Raw genomic sequence first — 26,993 nt, 5'->3', positions numbered from 1 at the left:
CAACTACGAAGAACCTGTGTATGTTGATTCCATTTGGATAGCGGGTTTTGACTCAAGTGAAGATCGTTTGTGTGGGTGGGTTTTTGCGGGTTCTAAACTCCAGCCCGGTGAGAAGAAGGGATTCGAAGGACATATTTTTGAGAAACCTCCCCAAAATTTTACGTTTGGACTTCAAACACGAGCACGCCTTCAGTAGATGACTTCTTAAGGTTTGAATGACTTAATAAGGTGATATAATGTCTTCAGATGATGATGGGAAAACTGGCAGATTACGTGGATGGTGGAGTAGACGGAGCACCCTCACAAGGGCAACCCTGATCATAATACCATTACTAATAGGGGGATTACTCAGTTTTGCGTATGGTGATATCAATGGGATGTCAGATTTCAATGATATCCTAATGGGTAAATCCCAGGCAGAGGTCCTCAACTACACGGTCCTCTCAGATTACAGCGGAGACCATATTGTGAGGGGGGAGATCCAGAACAGATACAGTTCAGCCATGCAGATCGATTATGTCTGGGTAAAGGGATTTAACAGGGATGGAGATCTCATAGGCATGGGAAGGGCTCCAGTATTCAGAGGATCATCCCGCATAGACACCCTGGGATCAGGTGAAAGGGCCTACTTTGAAACAACAGACTGGGCCTTCAAGGGGGGCTACGGGCCTGAGGATGTGGTATTCTTTGGCATCACAGCCCGTGGTAACCTTTTAACTCCATCAGGAAAGGTCTGCACTTGAAATGGATGGTGAGCTGATATCCCTTTTTTTTATTTTTCTTATATTGTCCATTCAGAGTATGAAGACACTCATTGCCTCCTGAGCCCGGATATTATCAGCTTTAATTCCGATATTATCATCTTCAATTTACTCAGATTGATCTCAGATCCATCTTCAGGATCATCTGCGGAGTCACTTCCAGATACAGAGAATCCAGAGCTATTTAAAATATCAGAAAGATCCTCCATTTCATCTGATAAAGCTTTAAAATCCTCATCATCCCTCAATAAATCTTTAAGTGGTTCATTCTTCATCAAAAGACCGGTTCCAATTAGATATGGGAAGAGCTGGCGGCTTTCTTCAGAATCAAGTTCCATGAGTTCGTCAGAGATATCAGCGCCATCCCATAACCTCTGAATGATCCTCAAAATCCTGCTCCTCTCTGTGACCTCCAAGGGAAGTTCTATGTCCTCCTCAGTGAGATAACCATCAAGAACCAGTGACTCAATGAAACCCGCCATGGAATCACATGATGGGCCCTCAATGAGGAACTTCAGCATGGTCCCCGGAGGTAAATCAGGATCAGTGAGGGTCATGCCAAAGACTTCATGGAATTTTCTCCTGAACTGCCCCTCAATGGGGTCCCTGTTGATGTAACCAAAGTTTTCCAGCTGGGGCATTACCTCTTCAACTGAGGAGGGTGGTTCCATGGAATCAAGTAAGAGTGAAAGCCTGTAGGCTGCATTGATATCCTCCTTTGAAACTGTTTCATCACAGTTCTCCAGCCATCTCTCATAGCTTGAATGGGGATATAAAAGCCCGGATGATTCGCCCGGACAATCCACCGTACGATTATCCAGATTAACTAAAACTGGATTTTTCCCATATGGCCTTTCCTCACTGAATCCGAGTATTTTAAGGGGATGGTGGTAGATGCTACCCCCATCAAAGGCTGAATCCCATCCAAGGTTGACCTTAAGTTCATCCGGGATGTAGAAGAGAACCTCATTTATAAGATCTGATACATCTGAGGGGTTGCCATCTAAAATCAGAGGTGGGGATTCATGGATCCCTGAAGCCATCTTAAAGAGGTATAGGGCCATCTTTAATTTAAAATCATCCGATAATGGAGGCCTTCTATCCCCTGATGGTGGATAACTGGAAACCTCTATGGCCTCAATGTTACCGGTACTTTTATTAACAGCATCTGAGTTTAGAAGGTCTTCGATCCCCTCAAATACCTTGTCCTTCACCATATCAAAGAGTTCGAGGGGTGTTTGAGCCATCATCCAAAGTTCGGGCGGGAATAAAAAGCCATGGCACAGGAAGAGACCTCCCCTCCCAAAAACATCCCTCTCCTCAGGAAGATCAGTGAGGTAAAGGATTGCAAGATAATCCCTGCCATCCATCTTCATGTAAAAGACCGTCAATTTATCTTTAAAGCCATCTATCTGTGGCTTGTGTATCATTCTCTCAATTTCATGAAGGTCCTCCCTTGAAATAAGATCCACCGGATAGAAGACTGTGTGAAAATCCCTTATTCCCCATGGAGACTCCTCAGGGGGCACCTTGGTGTATACAAACCGGTATATCTCCATGAACACCTACCTCCCGAAGAAACTCCCCAGTTTTGATTTACCATGACGGGAGGATGCGCTCCTCATTGCAAAGACCAGGGGGTTGATGACCCCCTTTGGGTGCTCGGGTTCAAGTTTCGTGACCAGGGTATCCCCCATGGGACTGGCCCCTGTTGATGAGATCAGCGTATACTTAACACCCTTAAAATTGTTTTCAGCGAGATTAACAAATCCTCCACAGCCCTCACTTCTCAGCCATTTTCTTATCCTGTCAGAATAGTTATCAAGGTCTCTGAGTTTACTCTCCATTCCACCGGAGCCATCACTTATCCACCAGTTGCATGAAGATCTGTTTAAAAGATTATGGAGGTCCTCAGGCAGGATGTCAATCTCATCGGCCTTTGTCAGGAGCACCACCATTTCCTGGTTATCTGAAAGGTCAACATGCATCTTCTCATAAACCCCCCTTATGTATATATCAAGGAGCCGCTCCATTTCAAAACTGACATCAGCCATGTCACAGTTACCGAGGCCGCTCTCACTGAGGCTTATGAGGAAAAACACTGTGTCTGCATGTGCAACGAATCTCCCCATATCGGTTATCTTTTCTGTGCTCTCATAAACCCTTCCAGCCGTATCATAGAATGTTAGGAAGATATCCCCCATTGATGGCACATTCTGTAGATGTATTAGGGCGGGTCTGGGGAAATTTTCAGGTGTGCTCTGTGGAAGCTTTGAGTTCTCAAATTTCCTGACATCCGAGTATTTTATTTTATGGGTGTGGTCATCGCAGGTTCGCCAGGAAAAGTTCCTCCATATGTCCCTGTTTGAGAGGACCCTCAGGGTGTAAAAGAGGCTTGTGAGATAAACCGTCTTCCCGTGACCTGTAAAACCAACAAGGCCTATCCTGGCCCTTGAGTTTGAGCGGTCAACGTAATCCCGGGGGAGTGCCTCCTGACACTCTGGACAGCAGTAACCTGTCCCTGGTTTAAGTTCGGCCCTGGTCTCAGAGAGACAGTAGGGGCATCTAACCTCCATCATTTAACCTCCTTCTGAGTTCCTCCCAGAATTCAACATCAAAAGTTCCTGTCATGCAAACACAGTCTCCACTTATTTTAATCTCGGCTTCCATCTTAGAACCTTCATGAACCCTTTCCTTAAATTCAGCATAGCGTTCTGTAAGAAAATGAACCCTCTGATTCGTGCTTCCACGCCAGAGCAACGGCGCACTCTTCTCCTCAACGTAGGGGCCATCTATGAGCACATCTAAAAATTCAAGGAGCTCGAGCCCGCCCTCTATGTTCCCTTTAAGGATTTCATCCATCTCATATCCTGTGAAGCATACCACTGTAAGACCCATTGACCTGACAGACGCTGCAAGCTTCACAAGCTCCACTGCCTGGATAAGGGGTTCGCCGCCGGTGAAGGTTACCCCCTCTATTTCATCCCCCAGATCCCTGATAATGTCAACCAGGTGGTCAGTTTCCACGGTATATCCGCCATCTTCATCATGAAATTCAGGGTTTATGCAGCCTCTGCAGCGGATGGGGCAACCCTGAAACCATATGACGAACCTTCTCCCGGGACCATTAACGTTTGAAGATATAAGAAACCTGCCAATCCTCAATTTCCCCATAATACACCCCCATCATTCCCTTACAACCCTGAAGCCGATCATCCCCCTGACCATGTCCATTTTAACCTCCTTGAGTTCTTCCGGGGCCCAGGTGTTTGGTAGAAGCCATGAAAGGGTTTTCCAGCAACCTTATTCCCGATTCCATGGATCCTCTCAAAGATTCCCTCCCTCATAAGGGGACAGAGACCGGCTTCCAGCCAGTGCAGAACCGGCTCTGGGGATCTCCCATTGCAGATCATTTTAAGGGCGGGTGATATTTCAGCTATGTATTCAGAAACTTCGAGGAGAGCCTTCCATTCATCAAGTGATGGTAGCCTGTAGTCGGGTCCAAGGTAGCCGAGGAAATCATCAATTACATCCCTATCCAGGCCGGTGATGAAGAGCTCCCATATTCTATCACCTGTTTTTCTCCAGCTCCTCCTCGGATTCAATTCCAGGATACCCCTGTACCATTCATCGGTGTATCCAGAAGCCTCATCATCCACCAGGAAGCGTTCAAACTGGTACTTGCTGACGGGGAACAGGCCTATAAAATGACTCCAGCCATCCAGCTGGATCAATGGGAATCCTGTTCTATCAAATTTTATAGAATAATCCGAATAGATCATCAGCGACCCTCTCATATGGCTCTACATCCTTCAGGTACTCCCAACCATCATCCTTCAGACGGTAAATCTTACCCTCCGATGTTATTATCTTCCCATCTTCCAGGGGATAGGCATGGACATGGGTGAGTGAAATGTATTCCTCTCCCCTGAAGAGGATGCATCTGCCTGCTGGGAGCCCCCTTAAAATAAGGTCCCCGGAGGGGCATATCAGAGTATCAGCGTCATGTTTTTCACCGCAGCAGGGGCACCTGAACTTCCCTGTCTCTGCAGCTGATTTAATGATTTCCCGCAGATCATCAGGGATCCTGTTCCATTCCTGATTAAACCATGGCTTTTCCTCCCTGAAACTCACCTTCTCTGTCCCATTATGGCGCCTTATAATGAGTTCTGGAAATCTGTCCCCACATATCGCTGCGAGGTGGATCTTTAAACGTTCGGAGGATGGTTCAATATTTAGGATAAATTCTCCATCCCTGAATACCGTCTCTGATGATCTGCATGGTTCAACACTGTAATTCACAGGGACAAAGCCATCACCGGAAACAAAAACCTCCCCGGGCTCAATGTTCATGAGGGGAGCTATCTCGAGGTTGATGTTTGATCTGCCGATAACCCTGCAGGGGCCCTCAATCTCCCCATCACCCATGTTAACAAATATCATCCTCCCTGGAACATCTGTACCCTCCCAGTCCTCAATATCAAGTGGAAGCCTCGATGAAACGATTACTATGATACCTGTAAATTTTTCCTCCTTGAGTTCCTCCAGGATCGGGTTTATTAGGATGGGCCTGTCAATGCCCCTCCTGAGCCAGCGGGGACCATCCCTCTTAAGATCCCCCGAGGTCCTGACGGGTTCATGTTCCTTCTGGCCAAGGAAGTACACCCTCTTAACTCTTCCAGGGAAGGAGTCAATGATTTCCGTTGCAACTCTCAGTATATCAGCCCAGAGAGCCGATGATGGCTCAAGAACAAGAATAACTGGCGTTGTGAATTTCACTTCACAGTAGAGGTTCATGATCTCCGACATCTGATTACATCCCCATCAAGGTATACCTCGAAATTTATATCCGACATCCCCATCTCCTCTGCCATGAGCAGCTGATCAGCCACTATGTTCCCTATCTCATCTTCAAGGGCATTTACAAGGCCTCTACCCCCGAACTCGGATATTGAATCACCATACCCTTCAAGGAAATAATCTGTTAATTCGGGGGAGAAATGGAGTCTGTAGCCCCTGCCAGCGAATTTGTCCCGGAAGTTCTCTGAAATGTCTTTGAGTTTGTTTTCAATTATGTTCACCTGGGAATCTGCCTTGTTAAGGTAATTGAAGGCAATTATATGGGAACCTATCCTGTTCAGGAGTTCTCTTCTTGATATCTCATACATGAAGAATTCTCTAACCTTCCCTGTGAAGTGTTCCCTCACCCTTCTCTCTCTTTCAGACTCAGAGAGTCCACTGTCATTTATTATTTCATCAAGTTCCCTCTGTTCAGATGTGGGGTTTCCCATGCTGTCCACGGTCCTGGTTCCTATGTTGGATGTGAATATTATCACGCTCTCTGTGAAGAAGACGGTCTGGCCCCTGCTGTCTGTGAGGCGTCCATCATCCAGGATCTGCAGGAATATGTCCATTATCTTGGGGTGGGCCTTTTCGATCTCATCAAAGAGGATGACCGAGAATGGCCTGTTCTTTATGGCGTTGGTGAGCTGGCCCCCCTGATCGTATCCCACATAGCCTGGAGGAGAACCTATGAGCTTTGATACTGTGTGTTCTTCTTTGAATTCACTCATATCAAATCTTATAAAGGCTTCCTCTGTATCAAACAGGTATTCCGCCAGTTTTTTAGCCAGGAATGTTTTACCGACACCTGTGGGCCCTGCGAAGAAGAAGGTTGCCTTTGGTTTTGACTGTCCCCCTGATGCGAGGCCCACGACACCCGAACGCGCCTTTTTTATTGCATTCACTATCTCCCTGACTGCATGATCCTGTCCTACTACCCTCTCCAGAAACCAGTTTTCTGCTGAATCCAGGAGTCCCTTTGGTGGTCCTGTGAGGGGTATCCCGCTCCATGGATCCTCTTCAGTCCCTATACGGTACCTGTTAACTATCTTCCTCAGCATTGAAGATGAGGGTTCCTGGTTTTCATCAAGTTCTGCAAGGACGTCGCTGAGGATGTTTTCGAGGTCCTTCATGTAGAGGCCCTCCGTGATGTTTGAGAGGAGGTCTATCTGATCAGAGGAGATGTTAGTTGATGAGAGGGTCGTGGAATAGTAAAGGTGCCTCTCTGCCCTGTCAGGGAGGGGTATCTCCATCACTGCCACCCGCGGTGAGTTGGTATAGTACTCAACCGGGATCATTGTGTCCCTGAGGGCGATCATTATGAGGCGGTTGTTTTCAGATATGTTCTCTATTATCTTCTGGATGAGTGTCACAAGTTCTGCTGTGGGTTCAGAGTACATCCCATCTGGAGCGTAGGCTGTGATCTTGTCGATGTAGTTTATAATAAATATCTTCTTTTCATCAATGGAGGTTATTTCTTCCTCCAGCCATCTGTGGAGTACGTCGCTGACCCTGTCCTGGCTTTCGGTTTCACGTATTTCGGGTTCACCCCCGTTGAGTGGTGTGATCTTTTCAAGTGACCACATGGGGGAATGGCCCCTCCCTTCATGGTCAAAGAATGAACCCCAGCTCACCGTCTTATCGTATCCAAGTTCCCTGCCGGTCCTGTTGATAAGGTCTGTTAGGCCTCTAACGAGGTTCCCCTCCTCGGTCAGATAGGCCGTGTCCCTTATGTTTCCATGGATTATGAGTACCTCCTTCTGATTCAGCAGTCTTCTGAGGTTATCCTGCCATACCGCCATGAATGAACATCTCCATGTCTCAGATTCTTCGCACCTGGTTTTTTGGAAGATTCCTTGCCTTTTTCTCTTTCAGGATGGGTTTCCTGTGTACTCTACCTTCCCCTTCGAATTTTGTTTTGATACCGTATTCTGCGAGCTTCTCTGAGAAGCTGTCGAACTGTTCATAGCAGGCCCCGTCCTCCCCTGAGAATGGTGAGTCAACCTCTATTTTATCCATTGTAAGTGAAAAGCGCATTTTACCGGCGGAATATGATTTCAGTTCATATATCAGGGGGCTGGCAGGGTCCTTATCATCCTCGAGGTATGCTTCAGAGACTTCCTTCCATCCCATCCTTTTAGCGACCTCTTTAACGGAAGATAAAACATGTCGACGCATCCTGTCGCTTGATTCGAGTTTTTCAGCCTCTTCTATGAGACCCTTTAATTCATCTTCAAGGCCCGCAACCCTGTTCTCGGCCACACCGAGATCACCCCTCTTCACAGCATCCAGAACATCCCCCATCTTCTCCATAAACTTATCTGAATCAGAAGATTTCCACTTCCCAAGAAGATCCCCAGCACCCTTAAATTCCGCATCGATCCTCTCAAGCTCAGCCATGAGCTCAGCTTCCTTTGACATTGACTCAGCCTCCTGGATGAGGCCCTTTAATTCATTTTCAAGACTCGCGACCCTGTTCTCGGCCACAGTGAAATCACCCCTCTTCACAGCATCCAGAACATCCCCCATCTTCTCCATAAACTTATCTGAATCAGAAGATTTCCACTTCCCAAGAAGATCCCCAGCACCCTTAAATTCCGCATCGATACTCTTAAGCCGGGCCATGAGCCTATTTTCATTTATGACCTTAAACTTTAAATCCACCACGGTTTTAAGCATGTCTTCAGCCATCTTCTCAGCATTTCTGAGGGAATTCTCAATTTTCCGGAGCTCTCTGCTATTCATTGCACTGGAAGCATGTACATTCAATGGTTCTCTAACCCATGAATTAATTTCAGCGATTTTGGGGGATCTCCTCCATGGTCCCTCAGGGATTTCACTCATAATTTCAAGTAATTTCTTTTTCAGTCCCTCGATACGGGTCATCGAATTGTATATGCTGGATAACAGTTTCTGCCGGGCCTCCATCTCCATTACAAACTCAAGGGGTGAAACTTTAACGCCACTCATGGTATCACCATCAATTTAATGTAAACATTTTATGTTTATTATGACTTAATTACTTTTAATTTTATTTATAAGATGAAATTAGTTAAGCTTATTTAGACAACTCATATAATTAAAAAATGAATTGAATCATCTACCGCCCAGGTATATACTCAATGGTTAAGAGGAATTTTCATGGAAGGAAGTGATGCATGTCTTGGCTGTGTATTTTTAATCATAATCCTCATGGTCTCATATTTAATAATATCATGGATAGGTGTGGGTGGTTATTTAGCCCTTATAATAATTCTTGTCCTTTTATTGTGGCTGGGGGGTCGTTCAAGCTCATCTGATCAAAAAAATCCTTCTAAAAGTGATTCCCATAATCCATCCAATCAGAAGATCCATGCCACGTCCAATGCCTCCACTAAAAGGATGGCCCCCGTCAGCAGCGAGATGAGGGCGCTTGATGGTCTTAAGGATGATCTTGACCCTGAAAACCTGGAAAAATATGAGGATGCCCTGAAAAAAATTACCGGCTATCTCAAAGACTCATCTGATCCCTGGGTACGGGCAAGGGCAGCATATTACCTTGGAGAAACAGGTGACGCGGCAACCATCTATTCCCTGCTAAAGGCCCTCAGTGACCCTGACGAGGGGGTCAGAAAATCCGCGCGAAGTGCCCTTAAAAAAATAAAGATTGCCCAGAGAGACCTGAAGGAAAACTATGAGACACTTATATGCTGGAGGGACTTCTTCAAACCCAAAAAGATCCACACACCTGAGGGCCATTTTGTAGTTTGCCGTGTCTGCGGCCACTCAAAATTCCTGGAAAAGGGGATAAAAGAGGTTATAGGTATAGTGGGAGATAAGAACTATCCTTACAGACAGGAAGACAGGTTATTCATCAGCATGTGGGACGAGGAATCTAAGAGGGCGAGAAATGCTGACATAGACGTCCTCTGGGTCACTGATTCCGGGGATATAGACTATGGGTGGGCCCTAAACGCGGTGTACCAGAGACTCAAAAACGATGTGACAAGGGCAAAACCCCTCAGCGAGATCCCCGTGATAATAAAGGGAACTCCCAGGATAACCAGGGAAGAAATTGAAATCCTCCAGAACTTTGGAGAAATAAGAAATGAAGTCTGAGTCTGTCATCTGATTACTGACGCACAGTTAGTAACCATGCAATGACCCCCACTCACTTTCCTTTTACTCTTCCCACCTTGGGACCTAGACATGAAAAGATCTTTTAATGATAGAGGAGGATCATGAACATCAGATTCTCCGAGCCACCCGCACCGGATTCTTCCCGGAGAAAGGGGCACGATAACATCCAAGGCAGATTGCCAGCTAAACAGACATGTTGTCATCAAATCAGAAAAAAATAGGAAAATTAGAAGAGCTTTCCCAGTTTCAGGAGTGCCTTGGGTGAAACCTTTATGAGTTTCTTCACAAGCTCGGTGGTGCTCACCTTCTCAAATTCAACGTCCTGGAAGGCCTCTGCAATGGAGTCGAGTTCACCGTCGCTGAGTGTAAGCATGTAGTCCTTGACCTTGAGGTACCTCTCTATCTCATCACCGAGCTCCTCACGGCAGAGCTTCTCATACTCAGAGAGGCGCTTGGCAGTCACGTCACCCTCAGAGATGGCTGCAGCAGCAACCCTTCCTGCCAGCATTCCACCCTTCATTCCGCTTATTATACCTCCACCGGTGAGGGGGTTGACCTGACCAGCGGCGTCACCCACAACCATGAGGCTGTCGGTCACAAGCTTCTTTGGCATGCCACCGACGGGGTCTCCTCCAATGTTGAGTTCAACTGGCTGGGCATTCCTGGTGGCGGGGCATGACTCAACAAATTCAAGGAGGTGCTCATAGGCGCTCTTATCGGTCTCTGTTGAAAGGACCCCGAGACCAACATTGGCTATGTCGTCGCCCTTAGGGAATATCCAGGCGTAGCCGCCAGGGGCAACACTTCCAAAGTAGAACTCTATACAGTTGTTGTCCTCCATCTCAACACCGACCATCTCGAACTGGGCCGCTGACTCCATATCCTTTGGCCTCGTGGCGGTGTTGAGTCCGGCCCACCTTGCAACCCTTGACTCCGGACCGTCTGCGGCGATGACTATCCTGGCCTTTATCTTAAATTCCCTCCCCATGCACTCGGCACTTACAAGGTAGCCCTCATCTGTCCTCTCCATGCCGGTTGCAATGGTCTTCACCATTATCCTTGACCCTGCCCTTGCAGCGTCCATGGCCATGTACTTGTCGAAGACCTTCCTCTCAAGGATGTAGCCGGCCTCAGGGAGCTCCACCTTATCTGATGTTAACCACACGTCTGTGCCGTTAGGTGATACCAGCCGGACACCGTCGAGTTTCTTTGTGATCCAGCGCGGGTTTGGCTCTATACCCAGGGACTCGAGGCCCCCTATGGATACGCCCTCAGCACACCTCTTGGGGGCTCCTATCTCTGATTTCTTATCTATCAGGAGCACATCGGCCCCGCCGAGGGCCGCATGTTTAGCTGTTGTTGAACCTGCTGGCCCGGCTCCGATTACAAGCACATCCACTTCCATTGTCATGATAATCACCTCTCAAGGGCCCTGACCGGGCATACCTGTATGCATATGTTGCATTCCCTGCACTGATCCTCTCTGAATTTGAGGGATGTCTCCCTAACCTCTATGAGGTTCCGTGGGCATACACCTGCACATTCCCCACAGAACATACACCATTCCTTCACCTTCATGGTCATCAACCTTAAAAATCAATTCTCAGATCATGAATCTTTTATCATGGCCTTTCTTATACTTTGGGGTTAACACGGATATAGTTCCTAATCTTTCACCGGAGGAGTATTTATATGTTTATACTCCCCTGCGAAACTTATAAATCCCGTCCACGACAATTAATATTATGGAGGTTGATTATGAGGAAGATTCTATTTCTGGTTCTTGTGGCCGCAACGGTCCTTGTATCTGGTTGTGTGAGTGAGGAGCCCCAGTCCAAGAGCTTCTCTGACGGGACACTGAACTTCACATACCCTGCATCATGGGAGACATTTAAATCAGAGAATGCCCAGAGCGCCTTTACAAAGGAGCCTGGGATCTCAAAGGATGTTATAGTATACGTGGGTAACAGTACTCATGGTTTTGCTGTTGCAAAGGTCACTGCACGATCCGGTTACTACCTGAAGGACGCTGAGACCGTGAAGAATCAGATGGCCAAGAATGAGGGTGTTACATCCGCGGAGATACGCAGTGTCGCCGGCCGCAACGCCGCAGTGGTAACAGCCACGGATGCAACAACACGGACAACATTCATCTACATTAAACTCAGCAGGACCAGTGGCTACGCCTTCATGTATGAGGCTCCATTATCTGATACTGCAACCCTTGAGTCATTACTCAGTGGTGTCAGGATAACCTGAACCCTCACCCTTTTTCTTTTTAAGTACCTCCATGACCTCTGACATGAATTCATTCTCCCCCAGACGTTTCATGGTGGCTGCAAGCCTCTCCCTCTGGGGCTTATCCGCCCGTCTCCCATATACATCCAGGACGGCGTCTATGCAGTTGAGTATTTCATCTGAATCATCCATGCGCATGCTGAGACCCTCCCTGAGTTCTCTCCCTGCTTTACCTCCGATGTAGACCACGTAGCCCTCATCCTTAACCTCCCTTGCACTGTGGGGGCATGATTTTATGCACTTCCCGCAGCCCACACAGAGTTCATAGCTGGTGTAGGACGTCTCACCCCTCACACTGACTGCCTCAACCTTGCAGACCTCCTCACATCTTCCGCAGCCATTGCAGAGATCCTCGGAGGTCTGGGGGAATTCAACACCCACCACTCCAATGTCATGTATCTGGGGCCTCATGCACTTGTTCGGGCATCCGCTTACAGCTATCTTGAATTTGTAGGGGGCGGGTCTCTCCCTGAACCTCTCCTCGATTGCGGTGCAGATCTCCCCGGTGTCTATGATCCCGCTTCCACAGTTCTCCTTACCTGGACATGCGAGGGTCGCCCTTACAAGGGGGCCCTCTGAACCCGTGAGGAGACCGGCGGAGTTCAGTTCACTGACTGCGTCCTCAACATCAAAGCCAACTATCCTGTGAAGTTCATAGGAGCCCCTGTTGGTGATCTTGATCTCTGCACCGTATTTCTCTGCCACACTGATGATGTCCCTGATCTCGTCGGGCCTGTACCATCCGGCGGGGTGTGCCCTTATCCTTATGAAGTAGGTTCCATCAGCCCTCTCTGAGACACCCGGGTAATCTGAGGTCCAGTAGAATGATATGTAGTCACCCCTTTCTCTTCTCTTCTCGAGTTCCCTTCTGAATCTTCTGAGCTTCAGCTTCCTGAGCCTCTCTATGGCCTCCTGGTCGGCCCCCTCCACAAGATCCAGGGCCTCCCTGATCTCAGCACCCCTATCTGTCCTTATTATGACCGTTGAGTATCCATCGGGGCTTCCGGCGGAGCCTATGGAGACGTCTGCAAGTTCAGCGTCGAAGTCCCTGCAGAGCCTGCAGCCCTCACAGAGCCCTATCCTGCTGAGTTCGATGGTATGTTGGCCTCCATCTACATGGACAACCATTTCACCCCTCCTGATGTCGAACTTTTTGACGTCGCTGATATCGATGCCCTCATCCATGAGTGCATCCCGAAGGTCAGTGTACTCGAATTTCTCTGTGCAGAAGAGGCCTATGAGGTACCTTATCTCAGGGAGTTTCACGGGTTTACCGGCCCTTCCAAGTTCAGGGTCATGCTTTGCAAGGTAGGGGAAGTACTGGAGCTTGCGCAGTCCATTTATCTGGCATGGCAGCGCAACAATCGCCACCCTCTCAATGCCCAGTTCTGAAGCTGTTTTAAGTGCTTCAAGGGTTGATATGCTGTACTTTGAACCGCTTGTTCCTTCGAGGTCATCTGCGCTCTGGACGACCATGGACACCGGTTTCCATTTTTCATGGCCCACGACTATGGCTCCGTCTATCCTGTCATTCTCCAGGAGGTACCTGAGGAAGGAGGTTACCACTCCACCATCCTGTCCCCTGGCAGCGCCCCTGCCATGGAGGATATCCTCCCTGAAGTTTTCCCGTATCCCTATCTGGTATTTGCCTGATGAGACCCTGGGGCATACCTCGAAGCACATCCCGTGACCATTTCTCAGGCATTCATCTTTTAGTTCTGGCCTGCCATTGAATCTCAGGATGTTGTTGGGGCATATCACTGCACAGGTCCCGCACCTTGCACAGATTCCACCCTCGACGATTCCCTCAAGTTTCCATTTCCTGGTAGGGGGGTACATTCTGGCGAGTTTCTCCGGGGATCCCATACGTGAGATGGCCTCCCTGATCACCTCATCATTCACACTGGTTTTTCTGCTGGCTGCTATTGCCTCTGCGCTGTCAAGTATATGGGTTTCCAGTTCACGTGCAACTTCCTCCCTCTCCTCGGGGGGCATCCTTCTGGTTACATCTGCTATGAATTCATCAAGTTTATTCATTGATCAACCTCCGTGAGGTCTTCAAGGGACCTGTTTATTGATCTGAAGAGTTCAAGCCACTTCTCTCTGACTTTCTTACCATAATCTGTCACTTTGTAGTATTTTCTTGGTCTTTTATCATCTGTATTCCATCTGCTTGTGAGGATTCCCTCCCCTTCAAGTCTTCTCAGGAGGGGGTAGAGGGTCCCTTCCTCGACGCGAAATCCTGATTCTTTGAGTTCTTTGACAATTTCATACCCGTATCTCTCGTTTTCAAGGAGACAGATCACTGCAAGCTGTATTGCACCGCGCCTCAGCTCCCTTTCAAATCTTTCACAGACACTGCTCATTGGATGATCCCTCACATGATACGGCACATATATGTGCTGTGCACAGTACTGTGTAGCACACAGTATATAAATGTAATGTTTCATCCAGAATGCATGATCAATATTAATAAAACTGCAATAATTAAATAAGAGAAGAGATAAAGGATCAACACTTATTTATAGGGGGGTGATCTGGAATGTCAATTATCATGGAGCCCGTGCTCACCATTAATTTCATATTCTGCATGATAATCCTGGTAATGGGATACCTTGGGTTCAGGAAGCTTGAAAGTCCTCTTCTGGTTTACATCGGGATAGCCTTCGGACTCTTTGGAGTATCACACCTTGCCCAGCTGGCAGGATACCCAAGCAATGCAGTGGCACTCATAATAATCCGTAGCATAGCCTACCTGCTGGTCATATTCGCCATCTTTCAGACAATAAGAAAGGGTGCCTGAGCCCAGGGCTCCAGTAGGTGATTTGGCCGTTGGAGGGTCCCTCCAGACCTTTAATGTACCGGGGGCCGACTAAATTTTAGACCGGTGTATGCTTGCCTAACCCTAAAAGGCCCCCGGGATCTTCTTCCACAAAGACAGACTATTGCATATACCCCTCTCCGGATGATTATAAACTAAGTTTTAACCTGTAGTACTATGGAATCAAAATACAATGAGATGATTATAAACTAAGGTTTCTGCCTAAATTTCCCTCCAGAAGAATTGAGGCCTTCTGAACAAGTACACCGCTGAAAAATCCGTCAACGGCTACTTAAAATTCTGAATGAGGCCTTCATCACCTCATGAACAGGAGTACCAGGATGCAGACGATGTAGATGGCCACAAGAACCCTGTGGTAGATCACATCGGCCACCTCAACCATGCGCTCCCTCTCCATGAAGTTTGAAAGGTAGAGGGGTACCGCTGCAATGAAGGGTGGTACTATGACCAGGATGATCTGCAGCATGCTGATGTACCCCGAGAGGTAGGATATGGCGAGTAAAATGCAGAATGTTACTGATACCACAGTTGTTAAGCCACGCATCTCCTTGTACATGAGGTATGTCCCCATGCCCGCCAGGTACATGAGCACATATACCGGTGCAGGCACCACCAGGATACCCCCCAGTAGTACAGCCGCAGATGCAAGCCTCAGGACAGTGTTAGTGGCAGTACTTGCAAGGGGTGCAAGGACAGTGTCTTTAAGCCTTACAGGTGGCAGTGTGTAGAGGAACTGGTTCAGGACCATCAGGAAGAGGATCAGACAGAATAAGCGGTCCAGGAGGTAGGCACCGGCAAGAGACGCCACCAGGAGGAGGCCCACAAAGAAAAGTACACCGCGGGGATCCACATGGTTCTCTATGAATGGCCTCTTCCTTTTCATCCTGTCCTTTCTATCATCATCAATGTCGGTGAGGTCATTCAGTGAGTAGAGGGCTCCCCAAAGGAGGGTTACGAGAATCAGACCCGTGAGGAACCTCAGGGGATCCGTAGCCGATGCATAGGTGAGGGCAAGGAGGTACATGTGGATGTTCTTGGCGCCCCAGCTCATCCTTGTTGAACGAAGCAGTGCCCTCAGCATGATCCCATCTTCTCCAGTATAATCCTTGGTCTGCAGCCGTAGATGTCAATCAGTCTCTGTACCTCAGATTCATCAGCATCAAGGTGGGCCCTTATAATATTTAAGGTTTCCTCCCTCGTATAATCTATTTTAATCGCCCTGAAGGGGATTGAAAGGGTATGGAAAAGCAGAGATGAAATAACCGGGATATCCGTGAAGAGGTCGTACTTTTTACCGCGAAAGTAGAACCTCCATGCTGTCTGAAAGATGATGTTAACCTCCGAGAGGATCCTCCTGTTTCTCAGGTACTCCACGATACATTTAAAGTAAAACCTGAGTGGCTCCAGGCTGCCCCTGGCAGTCCACTGGCTGAAACCCGTGAAACTGGAGAATTCATGGCTGTCATGGAACCTGTCGGCGAAGAGCACAGCATCAAATTCTGTGAACCTACGGTAGATATCGGTAACTGTATCCGCATCCAGCTCCTCCTTCATACCATCCGCCAACTGATGGAGAACGTCATCTGCACTCAGGTCCGCGGATTCAAGGTTGCATGGAACCTCATATACGTGCAGGTCAGCCTCACTGATGGCCCTGTATATGTTGGCTGATTTTCCTGTCCCCGGCGCCCCGACGACATGCAGTATCTCGCCCCTAACATCCTTCATGGAGCTGATGGCTCCAAGCAGGCACCGGTACGGTTCTGTCTCTATGAATATGTTATTATCATCCGCCGAGTTGACCTTGTAATCCATAATAATAATTAACACCCTTCAACATATAACTGTACGGTGATGATATGAACCTCAAGACCCGTGCATTCAATGACCGTGGAAGGATACCCTCAAGGTACACCTGTGATGGCGAAAACATTTCCCCGCCCCTATCCTGGGATGGGGTTCCAGGGGAGGCGAAGTCCCTTGCACTGATATGTGAAGACCCGGACGCGCCCTCCAGGGTCTGGACCCACTGGGTCATATTCAACATCCCCCCTGACTCCAGTGGCCTGGAGGAGAACGTCCCTGATGCTGGGAGGCTACCTGATGGTTCAGTCCAGGGATACAATGATTCAGGGACCATTGGATACAGGGGACCGTGCCCTCCTTCAGGTGTTCACAGGTACTTCTTCAGGCTGTATGCCCTTGACACCGTCCTTGACCTGGAACCCGGAGCCAGTAAGGAGGATGTCCTTGATGCCATGGAGGGCCACGTCCTCAGTGAGGCCGAACTCGTAGGACTCTACCGGCGTGGTTGAGTGGATCCTCAGTGAACCGCCCTGGAGATTACCGAATAACTTAGTAGAGAGTCCAGGCTCTGAATACTGATTAAAAACCTTTATTTAAAATAGAATCCAAGGTAAAAGGTTCCTTTAATTGTAACTTCAGGGGTGCCAGTTTAATGGAACTTCAGATGTTATTGGGAACCCTCAGCTTCGCTGGGAGGGCCTTTATACGTGCCGGTGCCCCTATTGCAAGGGACCATGGCGGGACGTTCCTTGTTACAACCGCGCCAGCAGCCACCATGGCACCCTCACCAACCTCAATCCTTGAAAGGAAGGTTGAGTTGGCACCTATGGATGCTCCCTGCCTTATTATTGGTCCCCTCAGCTTGTACTTGACCCTTATGGGGTAGCGGTCATTGGTGAAGCATGCGCAGGGACCTATGAACACGTTGTCCTCTATGTAGCTGTTCTTGGGCAGGTAAACATTAGACTGTATGCTAACATTGCTCCCTATCCTGGAGTGGCCCTCGATGACGGTGTTGGTACCTATGAGGACATCATCGCCTATGGTTGTCTTCTCCCTTATGAGGACATTGTGCCCTGTTCTGAGGTTATCACCGATGGTGACATCATTGTATATGACGGTGTTTGAGCGGAGCAGGGGGTTCTTACCTATAACAGGGGGTTTGCTGAACTTCTTATAGCCATAACCCACAATTATGTTCTCACTTTCCCTTTTATAACCCCATTCATCTTCCTGGTCACCAAAAAGAAGACTTTTTATGTTTGGCATCTTACTATTCATCCCCCGGTGAGATTTTTAAGCAGATCCGCTGCCATCCCTCAGAAGGTTTTGGCCATCACCTGCTGCAGATCCCGTAACAGCATTTTTTTCAAACCACTCACAATCATCTTATATATTAATATCGGCGGCGCCCATAATATATTTTGTGTTGAACTGAAATCCTCCAACAGATACATGTTAAGGCGGGAAGTATTCTCATGGATGCAGATGAACTTGCAGAGATGATAAGGGATATCCGGAAGGGCATAGGTCATGGAGATTCGGATATACGGATAGTTGATGTTATCTTCAATGAGAAAAAAGACAGTCTCCTAATCGTTGCACCCGATCGCTCCGATAAGTCAGCTATAATAGGTAAGGGTGGCTGGGTGGTCGGTAAGCTGCGGGAAAAGCTGGGTGTCGGGAGGGTCCATGTTGAAGCAGAGACCGACATCATCATAAGGAGGCACAGGGTTGGCCTTGCCCTTGAGAGGATCAGTGAACTTGAAGGATCATTCAGGGCCCTGAAAATACTTGAGGAACCCCTTAAAATGCGCCTGGAGTATCCATCAGATCTCGAATTAATACTTGACCTTGTTAAACCATACTCTGATGGTCCCGAGGTGGCTGTGGCACTATCGGGTGGGGTGGACAGTTCATTCTCACTCATAGCCGCGGTTAAACTTGGATTGAAAGCAGTTGCCCTCACAGTTGACCCCGGCACAATCATACTTCCAGGTCACCTAAGGAGATCCGTGGAGGAACTCTCAGGTCTCCTCGGAGTGAGGCATGAGTACATAGAGGCAGAGCTGGGTGATATCCAGATCGGAGCCCTTGATGGGAGATTCCACCCATGTGGGCGCTGTTCAGGACTGATTGAGAATGCAGTTATGGATAAAATAAAGGATATGGGAATTGACACCGTAATATTCGGTGACCTTCTCTCCACTGGCTATCAGTCGGTCAATGTGGACGATGGCATCCTCAGGGTGAACATGCCTGCCCTCTTCGCGGCTTCGAAGCAGGAGGTTAGATCAGTGGCATCGGCCCATGGTGTGAGGTCCTCCATGAGGTTCGGCTGTCCCCTGGTGGGGGAGGTGCACCGGAGGCATCCACACCTCAGGCGCTACTCCATCCAGAGGGTCCTCCGGGAGACGAGGGCAGGTGTCCTTGAACCCGGCGAGGCCCTTGACCTCATCTGGAGCATCTGAACTCCCTGAATCCAATCACCCTCAGCCGAATATCTTAAGTACCCCGTAGATTATGAGGAATATTCCCACGAGGTAGCCAACCAGCTGGGGGTAGATTATCATCAGTATACCTATCAGCACTGCAAGGAGTCCCACTATCCTGTTTTCGTTTTCAGATTCCATGTAATAATTATCTGTCAAAAAGGATATATAAAAATTTCTGGAAAATGGTCAGATAAATGAAAAAAATAGGCTGAACCTGCTAAGATCCTCAGTAAAAATGCTTCAGATAAATAAAAATCATCTAGCTTAAATCGCCGGGAAGGTCCCATAGGAATTAAAGGAAACCATTTCTGGAAAATCTCGATAGAATATCAATCCTCCGCCCTCTCAGATTCAACGAAGGACTTCATCTCCTCAACCGCCACCTTAACCATCTCCGGGGCGGGTCCACCGGGTATCCTCCTCATCCTGACGTTCTCAAGGGGGTCCAGGGCCCTCTCAACAAGTTCGGGGTTAAGTTCAAGTTTTCTCCCTGTGACTTCCATGCTGACCTCATCGAGGTAAGCGGAATCCACATCACCTGGTTCAAGACCGTCCTCAATGGCCCTCGTAACGAGCCTTCCCACTATCCTGTGGGCCACCCTGAAGGGTAGGCCCCGCTCACGCACTATGATGTCTGCAAGGTCTGTGGCTGTTGCGAAGTTGGCACCCGCAAGTTCAAGGGCCCGCTCCCTGTTAACCCTGATGTCCAGTAGCATCCCCCTTACAACCCTGATCATTGAGTGTGTCGTGTCTACGGCCCTCCAGAGGTGGGGTGTTATCTCCTGGAGGTCCCTGTTGTAGGTGTAGGGGAGTGCCTTCATGATTCCAAGGATGGCTACAAGTTCTCCCTGGACGGTGGAGGTCTTTGCACGGGCTATCTCAGCAACATCAGGGTTCTTCTTCTGGGGCATGATGGATGATGTTGATGAAAACTCATCGGGTATCTCCAAGATTCCAAACTCGTAGGTGCTCCAGAGTATCATCTCCTCTGCGATCCTGCTGAGGTTCACTGCCAGCATTGAGAGGTCGAATACCGTCTCTGCTATAAAGTCCCTTGCACTGACGGCGTCCATGGAGTTTTTCATGTAATCTGAGAACCCAAGGAGCCTAGTTGTGAGTTCCCTGTTTATGGGGAAGCTGGTTGTTGTCATGGCAGCGGATCCCAGGGGGTTCTGGTCAACCCTCTTAAGTGTGTCCTGGAGCCTCTCGTAGTCCCTCCTGAGGGAGCTGGCGTAGGCCATGAGGTGGTGGCCGAGGGTTGTTGGCTGGGCATGCTGAAGGTGGGTGTAGCCCACCATGACTGTCTCGGTGTGATCAAGGGCAAGGTCTGAGATCCTGTCAATAAAATCAAGGAGTTCAAGGCTTATGGTCCTTATCCTATCCCTGAGGGCCAGTCTGAGATCGGTTGCGACCTGATCGTTACGGGATTTGCCTGTGTGCATGAATCCTGCCTCTTCACCGATCCTGGCCGTGACGTAGTTCTCGAGGGCCATGTGTATGTCCTCGACGGACGGGTCCATGTCGAGGGCCTCGATACCCTCCTCCCTGAGGTTCTCAAGGGCTTCTATGATTTTAGCGGCCACTTCCTCAGGGATTATACCCTCATGGGCCAGCATGCGTGTATGGGCCATGTTACACTCGATGTCGGCCTCAAATATGTGGTGGTCAAATGTCAGGGACGAGGTGAACTCGGCGGCCTCATCCTCCATGCCCCTATTCAATCTCCCAGCCCTCAGGTTCAAGTTTCCACCTATTCCCTGTTTTTCCATTCGGTGTATCCGCATTTACCGCAGGCGTACCTGTCCCCATGGTCTGCCATGAAGACACCGTTTGAGCACCTTACGCAGAAGGGGTTCTTCCTAACGAGTTTACCGTCCTTGACCTCGTAGAGCTCAAATTTTTTCATCTATTCCTCCTCCTCTTCCTCTGATGCCTCAGTGTTCTTCTTTATTACGTGTTCAGGTTCTATCTCGGCGAGTTTCTCAGCTGACTCATAGATCTTGGCATATCCTGCTGCCCTCGGTTCACCGAAACCCTGGTCGATCTTGTCAACCACGAGAAGGTCCTTATCAGCGTCAAGCATTGCAACGAGTTTGTTCTTAACTTCAAGGACCTTTGGGGTTGATTCACCCTCGTATAAGCATTCAAACCTTATCTCCTTCCTGTTTAAGAGTGGGTTTTCCTTTTCCTCGATTATGTTAATTTCCATTTTATGCCTCCTCAAATTTTTTCATGAGTTCTTCAGCCTTACTGGATGTTTCACCGGCCCTCACCAGCACAACGCCCTCATCTGGTTGTCCGTAGAGGATCACTGTGTCGGGTGGGGCGAGAATTATTGATGGTAAAACGGCAAGGTCCTCCTCGCCGTCAACAACTATCATGAAGCGCTCTCCTCTTCCTGTGGCGCCCTCTATGGCCTCTTCGATGGATTTCCAGAGGCTCTCTGTCACTGTACCCGGCGGGTTCCTGGATCTGAGAATGGTTGCTGTATCCCTGAATTCATGTTCAGAGTCCCTTCTCTGGATCCTGTTATCTATTATGCTGACATCGGGTTTAAGGCCATGCTCCAGTGCATTGCGTGTTGTGACGTCACCAACGGTTATGAGGAATGAGTCCCCAACATCAACGTCACTGAATGATCTGTGGAGCTCTCCAAGTGGCCTCTTGAGCTCCGCCCTAAGTTCCTCTGGCAGTATGTACACTATCTGACCCTCAGCGCATATTCACCAGGCAGGGTTATGTTGAGCTCCCTGGCTATATCTGATTTGTCTGGATCGATTATTATGAGGAGTCCGCTCCAGTTGGTGGATGCCGGGACATTGCAGACCGGGCATCTTTCGTCACTGGTGATTCTCTTACACCTTGTGCATGCCTTCTCAGTCATTTTTTACTCTTCCTCTTCTCTTCTTCAATCCATTCAAATTTTCCAAGGCCAGGCTGCCTCATGGTGAGGCCCACCTTTACGCCCTCCCTTCGGCCCTTGAGGCTGAGGGCCACTATCCTCGCCCTTACAAGGTCGCCCTCGTCGAGGCGTCTTCCTGACTCCTTACCTGTGAGGGAGCCCTTCTTGGGGTCGTAGGTTATGTAGTCATCGGTTACCTGTGAAACGTGCACCAGACCGTCCACAGGGCCTATGCGCACGAAGGCTCCGAACTCTGCTATCTCTATCACTTCACCCTCAACGATTTCGTGGAGTTCAGGTTTGAAGAAGAGGGCTGTGAAGGTCACCTCATGGTAGGCAGCACCGTCACCCATTATAACCTTCCCTATACCTATCTCTTCTATCTCTTTGACGGTTATCAGCTGCCCGAGGTTCCTGTCCATCCTCCCAACGTAGGTCTCGTTTAGAACCTCTATGGCGACCTCCTCCAGTGGCTCCTCAAAGCGGTCTGGAGGTATTCTGACTGTATCAACAATCTGTGTTACATAATACAATGGGATCCCCCATTAAAGAATTACTCCATGTATTTTTCACTGTAGAGTTCTATGGAGTGGTTGACTGCTTCAAATGCCTTTTCAGCGCCCTCCCATCCGATTATCTCTGTTTTTTTACCTTCGAGTTTCTTGTAGGTCTCAAAGAAGTTTGCTATCTCCTTGAGGTTATGCTCCGGTATGTCTGAGATGTCCTTTACATCGGTGAAGTGTGGGTCAGCCACAGGCACTGCCAGGATCTTATCGTCCTGGTCGCCCCCATCGATCATCCTTAAAAGACCGATGGGCCTTGACTCTATTATGCACCCCGGGAATGTTGGTTCATCCATGAGTACAAGGATGTCCATGGGGTCACCATCATCGTAGAGCGTCCGTGGTATTATACCGTACTCTGCAGGGTAGAATACTGTTGAGTATAGTACCCTGTCAAGGGCAAATGCCTGAAGATCCTTGTGGTATTCATATTTGTTCCTTGAACCCTTTGGTATTTCAACAACTGCATAGACAACCTCGGGTACTGATGGTCCCGGTTCAATATCTTTCCAAAGATTCATAGTAGTAAACCTCCTACTCCAATATATGCCCATCCACTTCAAGATATCTTTTCTGCCTCAGATAAACAACGGGTATCCCCCTCGACCTTGCCCTTCTTCTGAGTTCCCGGTCGCTGGTGCAGAGGACATCTGAGATCCGGAGAAGCGCATCGTCAACAGTTTCGCCTTCAAGGAGTTCCTCCTCAACAACCCTGAAGGGGGGTTTATTTGCGAGTGCCATCCCAATGGACGCGGCTATCCTCGCATCGCCGCCTGAATGCCTCTTTATACCTTCAAGTTCCCCCATGACGAAGGATGGGACAAGAATGTCCTGTTTTGGGAAGAGTCTCCGGAGCTCGGATACGATGTCGACTCTGAACTGGTAGGGTATCATAAAAAATTGGTGTCTATGACCACCCTATTTGATGATACCATATCCTATCAGCCTCCATCTTGCACCAACACGCCTGGAGAGGGCTATCCTCTGACCCTCCTCTGCGCATGCAGGGAGTTTGAGGACCACGTCAGCATCATCTGCCCTGGCAGATTTGACAACACCCACGGTGGTTGTGGTACCCACGTTTATCATGAGGGGTTCCCCTGTCTTTATGGGTTCCACCTTGGTCTCCTCCTTGGTACCGACAACCCTCTCAAGGAGGTGTGTCTCCATTGTGAATGAGTGCCTTACAGGTGGCAGTGTGCCTGGCTCCCCGGCAACTGACCCTGAGAGTGAGTCCGCCTTGGTGAGGGCTGGATCCAGGAGTGTCCCGACACCCACGAGTCCGCCGGGTCCAACCTCTTCCATCTCCTCTCCACCGGCAACGAGGCCTGTGACGGTGGAGTGCAGACTCATCCAGGACTGCTTACCGTCCTTCTTGACCTGTATGCCGGGTCTTATCTCTATCTCGTCTCCAACCCTGAGCCTGCCCTGGACCAGTGAGCCCCCTATAACTCCTCCTGCAAGGTGTTCAGGGTCTGCGCCAGGTTTGTTTATATCAAAGGACCTGGCAACGTACATCCTGGCAGGTTTATCAACATCCCTCTCAGGAGTTTTGATTCTCTCCTCAATGGTTTCGATGAGAATATCAATGTTGGCGCCCTGTTGAGCAGATACCGGTATTATAGGTGCATCCTCAGCGCAGGTACCCTTCACGAACTCCTTGATCTCTCTGTAGCTCTCAAGTGCCCTCTCCTTTGAAACTATGTCTATCTTGTTCTGGACGACGATGACGTCCTTCACCCCTATAACATCGAGGGCCATGAGGTGCTCCTTTGTCTGGGGCTGGGGGCATGGTTCGTTTGCAGCTATCACGAGTATGGCGCCGTCCATCAGGGCTGCTCCAGAGAGCATGGTAGCCATCAGGGTTTCATGGCCCGGGGCATCCACGAAGGAAACCTTCCTGAGGAGCTCTGTCTCTGTGCCGCACCTCTCACATATCTCCGCCGTTGTATAGCACATGGGGGCTTCGCACTGCGGGCACTTCCTGAAGGTTATATCAGCATAACCCAGACGTATGGAGATGCCCCTCTTGGTTTCCTCGCTGTGTGTGTCGGTCCAGACACCTGAAAGTGCCTTTGTAAGGGTTGTTTTACCATGGTCCACGTGCCCCACAAGACCAATGTTTATTTCGGATTGATTTTTCACAGATTACACCTATAAACTCTTTTATTATTCCTCATCGGCGCCAAGAAGTTCTTCGAGTGGTTTCTCACCCTTCTCAATGACAACGGTGTTTATCTGGACTATGTCATCGGATATCGTGTTTCCCCTGAAGGTTTTTCTTCTTCTCTCGCCGTCGCGTCTGGGTTTATAGCCCACACCGCCTGATACAAGGCTCCTTATCCTCCTTGCACCGGGCACTGTCTTCTTCATCGGGAAACCGTTCTTATCGCTTCCACCTGTGATCTTCAGTTTGTATCCCTTGAGGCCTATTATTGATCCATCGAATTCGTCGCCTATGGTGAGGCCAATGAGGCCCCTGGACTCTGATGGGTCGACCTCCATCTGGACACTCTTCTCCTTGTCTGAAATCACAACCTTAAATGCCAATATATCTCCTCCTTATATTTTAAAATGGTGCCTTCATTCCCCAGTCAGGATTCTTCTTCCTCTTGATTTCAGCTATCTTATCCAGGAGATCAATTTCCTCTTCTGTCAGATCCCCTGAGAGCTGTTCTTTAAGGATGTGGTAGTGGTTTTCGGGTATGTCAACGTAGAGTGTATCTCCCTCATGGATCGTCTTACCGTAAACAGCATCCTTTATAGCCATTGCAACCTTCTGGCCGCGTGAGGCTGATTTGAGGTTTTCACCCTTGTCCTGCATGCTCTCCACGGTACCCACTGTCTCTCCATCCTCGTTCATGAGGGGGTAGCCCTGCCTTATGACGCCTGTAAGGACCTCAACTCCTCCAATGGCTGGCTTGCTCTGCCTGAAGACCAGCTTGGGTATGAGCCTTATGCTTGCAGGTTTTATGATGGCTTCCATCCATTTCTTTTTCTTCTCCTCCTCAATGCCCCTGACCCATTCCTCATATTCCTCCATGAGCCTGTAGATGACGTTGCCCTGGAAGAGCCTTATGTCTGAGTTTTTGAGTTCCTGGGCTGCTGAGGGTATCACCTTAACATTGAAGGCTATTATGGCCCCGTAGGCCCTGTCCTCCTGGAGGGCTATGCCTGCATTCACCACGTCCCTCCTTGAGACGTCCCCTATGTCTGCCACCTTTATGGGGACATCCATGTCCCTGAGGATCTTGACCACAGCCTCAAGTGACCCCAGGGTGTCTGCCTTCACCACGACGCCTGCCTCATCGGTGTCTATCTTGATGTCCTCGATTTCGCTGAGTATCTCCTCCCTCACCTTCTCAGGGTCGGTTACAACCCTTAGGGGTGAGCCTGCCATGACGTCATCGATGCCAGGTGCCACTATCTTTATACCTGCTGCTGCAACGACCTCATCGACCTTCTGGAATTTCTTCCTGGATTCCCTCATCTCCTCAAGGGGCCCTGGTTTGAGGAGTGACCTTATCCTTGTGGATATGACATCCTTTGACGTCATCATGGCTATGGTGTCGTTCTTTCTGAGTATCCCATCATATATTACGGCGTCTATGGTCATGCCGAGGCCTGTCTCCTCCTTCACCTCCAGGATGGTGCCCCTGGCAGGGGAATCCTCCTCGATTTTGAGCTGCTCCCTGAGGTACTGCTGTGCAAGTCCCATGAGCATGGTGAGGAGTTCAGGTATGCCCTCGCCTGTTATGGCACTTACTGGTATTATGCTGACCTGTGAGGCGAAGTCTGTGACCCTGTCGAATCTCTCTGATTCAAAGCCCTCCTCATGGAGTTTACCCACAAGTTCATAGACCTTTGTGTCAAGTTTCTGCTGGACCTGGATGTCCTGTTTGCTGAAGGTCTCCATGAAGGGGCGTCCCTCGTGGGCCCTCCATCCATGGATCCTGTCTATCTTGTTTGCAGCCACCACGAAGGGTGTCCTGTACATCCTGAGGATGTTGAGGGCCTCCTGTGTCTGGGGTTTGAATCCCTCATTTATATCGACTATGAGTATTGCAAGATCCGCCAGGGCTCCTCCACGTTTTCTGAGGGTTGTGAATGCCTCATGTCCTGGTGTGTCTATGAAGAAGAGTCCTGGTAGTGTTTCCCTGATCGAGAATTTTTTGAGGAAGTCTCCGCAGATCCCCTCAATGACATCCATGGGTATCTCTGTGGCCCCTATGTGCTGGGTTATACCACCAGCCTCCCTTGAGGCAACTGCACTGCCTCTTATATGGTCAAGGAGTGTGGTTTTCCCGTGATCCACGTGTCCGAGTACTGAGACGATGGGTGATCTGATCTTCATTGGAATCTCCG

32 protein-coding genes are annotated in these 26,993 nt (G+C 49.0%); 6 read left to right on the top strand and 26 right to left on the bottom strand.

The genetic code is table 11. The features are described 5' to 3' along the window. Nucleotides 1-236: 236 nt before the first annotated feature. Nucleotides 237-743, top strand: coding sequence for a hypothetical protein (locus tag DNK57_RS01390; protein ID WP_192961269.1), 507 nt, complete (start codon nucleotides 237-239; stop codon nucleotides 741-743). A gap of 68 nt (nucleotides 744-811) precedes the next feature. Here the strand turns inward: DNK57_RS01390 and DNK57_RS01385 are convergent, their stop codons facing one another. From DNK57_RS01385 to DNK57_RS01355, 7 genes are read right to left on the bottom strand one after another with little or no spacing between them, the layout of a single operon-like run. After that, nucleotides 812-2,320 (bottom strand): hypothetical protein, encoded by a 1,509-nt coding sequence (locus DNK57_RS01385; protein WP_192961268.1) that lies wholly within the window; start codon nucleotides 2,318-2,320, stop codon nucleotides 812-814. A 6-nt stretch (nucleotides 2,321-2,326) separates the two neighbouring features. Next, complete coding sequence (locus tag DNK57_RS01380; RefSeq protein ID WP_192961267.1) at nucleotides 2,327-3,340, bottom strand: hypothetical protein; 1,014 nt, start codon at nucleotides 3,338-3,340, stop codon at nucleotides 2,327-2,329. Further along, nucleotides 3,327-3,935, bottom strand: coding sequence for a 4Fe-4S single cluster domain-containing protein (locus tag DNK57_RS01375; protein WP_192961266.1), 609 nt, complete (start codon nucleotides 3,933-3,935; stop codon nucleotides 3,327-3,329). The genes DNK57_RS01380 and DNK57_RS01375 overlap by 14 nt, the downstream gene beginning before the upstream one ends. 38 nt (nucleotides 3,936-3,973) lie before the next feature. Then, on the bottom strand, nucleotides 3,974-4,495 hold the full coding sequence (locus DNK57_RS01370) for a formylglycine-generating enzyme family protein (protein WP_192961265.1): 522 nt from the start codon (nucleotides 4,493-4,495) through the stop codon (nucleotides 3,974-3,976). Nucleotides 4,496-4,511: 16 nt separating this feature from the next. Beyond that, nucleotides 4,512-5,570 carry a hypothetical protein gene (locus DNK57_RS01365; protein ID WP_192961264.1) on the bottom strand — a complete coding sequence of 353 codons (1,059 nt, stop codon included), beginning with the start codon at nucleotides 5,568-5,570 and terminating at the stop codon, nucleotides 4,512-4,514. Further along, nucleotides 5,555-7,405: an AAA family ATPase gene (locus DNK57_RS01360; RefSeq protein WP_192961263.1), complete on the bottom strand. Its 1,851-nt coding sequence runs from the start codon at nucleotides 7,403-7,405 to the stop codon at nucleotides 5,555-5,557. Before DNK57_RS01360 ends, DNK57_RS01365 begins: the two co-directional genes overlap by 16 nt. A gap of 19 nt (nucleotides 7,406-7,424) precedes the next feature. Next, entirely contained in the window at nucleotides 7,425-8,573 is a 1,149-nt protein-coding gene (locus DNK57_RS01355) for a hypothetical protein (protein WP_192961262.1), read from the bottom strand. A gap of 411 nt (nucleotides 8,574-8,984) precedes the next feature. Between DNK57_RS01355 and DNK57_RS01350 the strand changes: the two genes are divergently transcribed. Continuing rightward, a complete protein-coding gene (locus DNK57_RS01350) occupies nucleotides 8,985-9,701 on the top strand; it encodes a HEAT repeat domain-containing protein (RefSeq protein WP_192961261.1) in 717 nt (238 codons plus the stop codon). 247 nt (nucleotides 9,702-9,948) lie between these two features. On the opposite strand, the gene DNK57_RS01345 is transcribed toward DNK57_RS01350, so the two are convergent. Together DNK57_RS01345 and DNK57_RS01340 are read right to left on the bottom strand one after the other, a co-directional pair. After that, the gene (locus DNK57_RS01345) at nucleotides 9,949-11,133 is read right to left on the bottom strand and encodes an NAD(P)/FAD-dependent oxidoreductase (protein WP_192961260.1); all 1,185 of its coding nucleotides are present in this window, start codon (nucleotides 11,131-11,133) and stop codon (nucleotides 9,949-9,951) included. Between the two features lie 5 nt (nucleotides 11,134-11,138). Then, nucleotides 11,139-11,300: a 4Fe-4S binding protein gene (locus DNK57_RS01340; protein WP_192961259.1), complete on the bottom strand. Its 162-nt coding sequence runs from the start codon at nucleotides 11,298-11,300 to the stop codon at nucleotides 11,139-11,141. A gap of 180 nt (nucleotides 11,301-11,480) precedes the next feature. On the opposite strand from DNK57_RS01340, the gene DNK57_RS01335 reads away from it, so the two are divergent. Further along, nucleotides 11,481-11,981, top strand: coding sequence for a hypothetical protein (locus tag DNK57_RS01335; protein ID WP_226890934.1), 501 nt, complete (start codon nucleotides 11,481-11,483; stop codon nucleotides 11,979-11,981). Here the strand turns inward: DNK57_RS01335 and DNK57_RS01330 are convergent. Then, on the bottom strand, nucleotides 11,955-14,057 hold the full coding sequence (locus DNK57_RS01330) for a Coenzyme F420 hydrogenase/dehydrogenase, beta subunit C-terminal domain (protein ID WP_226890933.1): 2,103 nt from the start codon (nucleotides 14,055-14,057) through the stop codon (nucleotides 11,955-11,957). The two genes, DNK57_RS01335 and DNK57_RS01330, sit on opposite strands and share 27 nt — an antisense overlap. After that, the gene (locus DNK57_RS01325; protein ID WP_192961258.1) at nucleotides 14,054-14,386 is read right to left on the bottom strand and encodes a PadR family transcriptional regulator; all 333 of its coding nucleotides are present in this window, start codon (nucleotides 14,384-14,386) and stop codon (nucleotides 14,054-14,056) included. Before DNK57_RS01325 ends, DNK57_RS01330 begins: the two co-directional genes overlap by 4 nt. Before the next feature lie 176 nt (nucleotides 14,387-14,562). On the opposite strand from DNK57_RS01325, the gene DNK57_RS01320 reads away from it, so the two are divergent. Further along, a complete protein-coding gene (locus DNK57_RS01320) occupies nucleotides 14,563-14,823 on the top strand; it encodes a hypothetical protein (protein ID WP_226890932.1) in 261 nt (86 codons plus the stop codon). Between the two features lie 334 nt (nucleotides 14,824-15,157). Here the strand turns inward: DNK57_RS01320 and DNK57_RS01315 are convergent, their stop codons facing one another. Further along, nucleotides 15,158-15,943: a UbiA family prenyltransferase gene (locus DNK57_RS01315; RefSeq protein ID WP_192961257.1), complete on the bottom strand. Its 786-nt coding sequence runs from the start codon at nucleotides 15,941-15,943 to the stop codon at nucleotides 15,158-15,160. Further along, nucleotides 15,937-16,677: an ATP-binding protein gene (locus DNK57_RS01310; protein WP_192961256.1), complete on the bottom strand. Its 741-nt coding sequence runs from the start codon at nucleotides 16,675-16,677 to the stop codon at nucleotides 15,937-15,939. The genes DNK57_RS01315 and DNK57_RS01310 overlap by 7 nt, the downstream gene beginning before the upstream one ends. Before the next feature lie 44 nt (nucleotides 16,678-16,721). Here DNK57_RS01310 and DNK57_RS01305 point away from each other — a divergent pair, with 44 nt between their 5' ends. Further along, complete coding sequence (locus DNK57_RS01305; protein ID WP_192961255.1) at nucleotides 16,722-17,177, top strand: YbhB/YbcL family Raf kinase inhibitor-like protein; 456 nt, start codon at nucleotides 16,722-16,724, stop codon at nucleotides 17,175-17,177. A 151-nt stretch (nucleotides 17,178-17,328) separates the two neighbouring features. On the opposite strand, the gene DNK57_RS01300 is transcribed toward DNK57_RS01305, so the two are convergent. Next, nucleotides 17,329-17,937 carry an acyltransferase gene (locus DNK57_RS01300; protein WP_226890931.1) on the bottom strand — a complete coding sequence of 203 codons (609 nt, stop codon included), beginning with the start codon at nucleotides 17,935-17,937 and terminating at the stop codon, nucleotides 17,329-17,331. 209 nt (nucleotides 17,938-18,146) lie between these two features. Between DNK57_RS01300 and DNK57_RS01295 the strand changes: the two genes are divergently transcribed. Then, nucleotides 18,147-19,139 (top strand): ATPase, encoded by a 993-nt coding sequence (locus tag DNK57_RS01295; RefSeq protein WP_226890930.1) that lies wholly within the window; start codon nucleotides 18,147-18,149, stop codon nucleotides 19,137-19,139. 21 nt (nucleotides 19,140-19,160) lie between these two features. Here DNK57_RS01295 and DNK57_RS01290 read toward each other — a convergent pair whose 3' ends face one another. The 12 genes from DNK57_RS01290 to infB form a co-directional block, all read right to left on the bottom strand. Beyond that, nucleotides 19,161-19,301 (bottom strand): DUF3096 domain-containing protein, encoded by a 141-nt coding sequence (locus tag DNK57_RS01290; RefSeq protein WP_162828722.1) that lies wholly within the window; start codon nucleotides 19,299-19,301, stop codon nucleotides 19,161-19,163. Nucleotides 19,302-19,492: 191 nt separating this feature from the next. Next, a complete protein-coding gene (gene argH / locus DNK57_RS01285) occupies nucleotides 19,493-20,905 on the bottom strand; it encodes an argininosuccinate lyase (protein ID WP_192961252.1) in 1,413 nt (470 codons plus the stop codon). Between the two features lie 8 nt (nucleotides 20,906-20,913). Further along, a complete protein-coding gene (locus DNK57_RS01280) occupies nucleotides 20,914-21,069 on the bottom strand; it encodes a 30S ribosomal protein S27ae (protein WP_010875907.1) in 156 nt (51 codons plus the stop codon). Then, entirely contained in the window at nucleotides 21,070-21,372 is a 303-nt protein-coding gene (locus DNK57_RS01275) for a 30S ribosomal protein S24e (protein ID WP_192961251.1), read from the bottom strand. A 1-nt stretch (nucleotide 21,373) separates the two neighbouring features. Further along, entirely contained in the window at nucleotides 21,374-21,865 is a 492-nt protein-coding gene (locus DNK57_RS01270; protein WP_192961250.1) for a GTP-dependent dephospho-CoA kinase family protein, read from the bottom strand. Next, nucleotides 21,865-22,047, bottom strand: a complete 183-nt coding sequence (gene spt4, locus DNK57_RS01265; RefSeq protein ID WP_010875904.1) for a transcription elongation factor subunit Spt4 — start codon at nucleotides 22,045-22,047, stop codon at nucleotides 21,865-21,867. Before spt4 ends, DNK57_RS01270 begins: the two co-directional genes overlap by 1 nt. Continuing rightward, nucleotides 22,044-22,598, bottom strand: a complete 555-nt coding sequence (rpoE, locus tag DNK57_RS01260) for a DNA-directed RNA polymerase (protein WP_192961249.1) — start codon at nucleotides 22,596-22,598, stop codon at nucleotides 22,044-22,046. Before rpoE ends, spt4 begins: the two co-directional genes overlap by 4 nt. 20 nt (nucleotides 22,599-22,618) lie before the next feature. Continuing rightward, nucleotides 22,619-23,149, bottom strand: a complete 531-nt coding sequence (locus DNK57_RS01255; protein WP_192961248.1) for an inorganic diphosphatase — start codon at nucleotides 23,147-23,149, stop codon at nucleotides 22,619-22,621. Nucleotides 23,150-23,162: 13 nt separating this feature from the next. Continuing rightward, nucleotides 23,163-23,522, bottom strand: a complete 360-nt coding sequence (locus DNK57_RS01250) for a type II toxin-antitoxin system VapC family toxin (protein WP_192961247.1) — start codon at nucleotides 23,520-23,522, stop codon at nucleotides 23,163-23,165. A gap of 24 nt (nucleotides 23,523-23,546) precedes the next feature. After that, nucleotides 23,547-24,773: a translation initiation factor IF-2 subunit gamma gene (eif2g, locus tag DNK57_RS01245; protein ID WP_192961246.1), complete on the bottom strand. Its 1,227-nt coding sequence runs from the start codon at nucleotides 24,771-24,773 to the stop codon at nucleotides 23,547-23,549. 24 nt (nucleotides 24,774-24,797) lie between these two features. Next, nucleotides 24,798-25,178 (bottom strand): 30S ribosomal protein S6e, encoded by a 381-nt coding sequence (locus tag DNK57_RS01240; RefSeq protein WP_192961245.1) that lies wholly within the window; start codon nucleotides 25,176-25,178, stop codon nucleotides 24,798-24,800. A 19-nt stretch (nucleotides 25,179-25,197) separates the two neighbouring features. Continuing rightward, entirely contained in the window at nucleotides 25,198-26,982 is a 1,785-nt protein-coding gene (infB, locus tag DNK57_RS01235) for a translation initiation factor IF-2 (RefSeq protein WP_192961244.1), read from the bottom strand. Nucleotides 26,983-26,993 lie beyond the last annotated feature (11 nt).

Source organism: Methanothermobacter thermautotrophicus, from assembly GCF_014889545.1.
In the GTDB taxonomy this organism is placed as follows: Archaea; Methanobacteriota; Methanobacteria; order Methanobacteriales; family Methanothermobacteraceae; genus Methanothermobacter; species Methanothermobacter thermautotrophicus_A.
Note: the sequence above shows the minus strand (reverse complement) of the source record. Positions and strands in the feature narration are given on the sequence as shown.

Excerpts from the sequence above, each read along its gene's own strand:
- DNK57_RS01390 (WP_192961269.1), top strand. The coding sequence starts at position 237 with ATGTCTTCAGATGATGATGGGAAAACTGGCAGATTACGTGGATGGTGG.
- DNK57_RS01385 (WP_192961268.1), bottom strand. The coding sequence starts at position 2,320 with ATGGAGATATACCGGTTTGTATACACCAAGGTGCCCCCTGAGGAGTCT.
- DNK57_RS01380 (WP_192961267.1), bottom strand. The coding sequence starts at position 3,340 with ATGATGGAGGTTAGATGCCCCTACTGTCTCTCTGAGACCAGGGCCGAA.
- DNK57_RS01375 (WP_192961266.1), bottom strand. The coding sequence starts at position 3,935 with ATGGGGAAATTGAGGATTGGCAGGTTTCTTATATCTTCAAACGTTAAT.
- DNK57_RS01365 (WP_192961264.1), bottom strand. The coding sequence starts at position 5,570 with ATGTCGGAGATCATGAACCTCTACTGTGAAGTGAAATTCACAACGCCA.
- DNK57_RS01360 (WP_192961263.1), bottom strand. The coding sequence starts at position 7,405 with ATGGCGGTATGGCAGGATAACCTCAGAAGACTGCTGAATCAGAAGGAG.
- DNK57_RS01355 (WP_192961262.1), bottom strand. The coding sequence starts at position 8,573 with ATGAGTGGCGTTAAAGTTTCACCCCTTGAGTTTGTAATGGAGATGGAG.
- DNK57_RS01350 (WP_192961261.1), top strand. The coding sequence starts at position 8,985 with ATGGCCCCCGTCAGCAGCGAGATGAGGGCGCTTGATGGTCTTAAGGAT.
- DNK57_RS01345 (WP_192961260.1), bottom strand. The coding sequence starts at position 11,133 with ATGACAATGGAAGTGGATGTGCTTGTAATCGGAGCCGGGCCAGCAGGT.
- DNK57_RS01340 (WP_192961259.1), bottom strand. The coding sequence starts at position 11,300 with ATGAAGGTGAAGGAATGGTGTATGTTCTGTGGGGAATGTGCAGGTGTA.
- DNK57_RS01335 (WP_226890934.1), top strand. The coding sequence starts at position 11,481 with ATGAGGAAGATTCTATTTCTGGTTCTTGTGGCCGCAACGGTCCTTGTA.
- DNK57_RS01330 (WP_226890933.1), bottom strand. The coding sequence starts at position 14,057 with ATGAATAAACTTGATGAATTCATAGCAGATGTAACCAGAAGGATGCCC.
- DNK57_RS01325 (WP_192961258.1), bottom strand. The coding sequence starts at position 14,386 with ATGAGCAGTGTCTGTGAAAGATTTGAAAGGGAGCTGAGGCGCGGTGCA.
- DNK57_RS01320 (WP_226890932.1), top strand. The coding sequence starts at position 14,563 with ATGTCAATTATCATGGAGCCCGTGCTCACCATTAATTTCATATTCTGC.
- DNK57_RS01315 (WP_192961257.1), bottom strand. The coding sequence starts at position 15,943 with ATGCTGAGGGCACTGCTTCGTTCAACAAGGATGAGCTGGGGCGCCAAG.
- DNK57_RS01310 (WP_192961256.1), bottom strand. The coding sequence starts at position 16,677 with ATGGATTACAAGGTCAACTCGGCGGATGATAATAACATATTCATAGAG.
- DNK57_RS01305 (WP_192961255.1), top strand. The coding sequence starts at position 16,722 with ATGAACCTCAAGACCCGTGCATTCAATGACCGTGGAAGGATACCCTCA.
- DNK57_RS01300 (WP_226890931.1), bottom strand. The coding sequence starts at position 17,937 with ATGCCAAACATAAAAAGTCTTCTTTTTGGTGACCAGGAAGATGAATGG.
- DNK57_RS01295 (WP_226890930.1), top strand. The coding sequence starts at position 18,147 with ATGGATGCAGATGAACTTGCAGAGATGATAAGGGATATCCGGAAGGGC.
- DNK57_RS01290 (WP_162828722.1), bottom strand. The coding sequence starts at position 19,301 with ATGGAATCTGAAAACGAAAACAGGATAGTGGGACTCCTTGCAGTGCTG.
- DNK57_RS01280 (WP_010875907.1), bottom strand. The coding sequence starts at position 21,069 with ATGAAAAAATTTGAGCTCTACGAGGTCAAGGACGGTAAACTCGTTAGG.
- DNK57_RS01275 (WP_192961251.1), bottom strand. The coding sequence starts at position 21,372 with ATGGAAATTAACATAATCGAGGAAAAGGAAAACCCACTCTTAAACAGG.
- spt4 (WP_010875904.1), bottom strand. The coding sequence starts at position 22,047 with ATGACTGAGAAGGCATGCACAAGGTGTAAGAGAATCACCAGTGACGAA.
- DNK57_RS01255 (WP_192961248.1), bottom strand. The coding sequence starts at position 23,149 with ATGAATCTTTGGAAAGATATTGAACCGGGACCATCAGTACCCGAGGTT.
- DNK57_RS01250 (WP_192961247.1), bottom strand. The coding sequence starts at position 23,522 with ATGATACCCTACCAGTTCAGAGTCGACATCGTATCCGAGCTCCGGAGA.
- infB (WP_192961244.1), bottom strand. The coding sequence starts at position 26,982 with ATGAAGATCAGATCACCCATCGTCTCAGTACTCGGACACGTGGATCAC.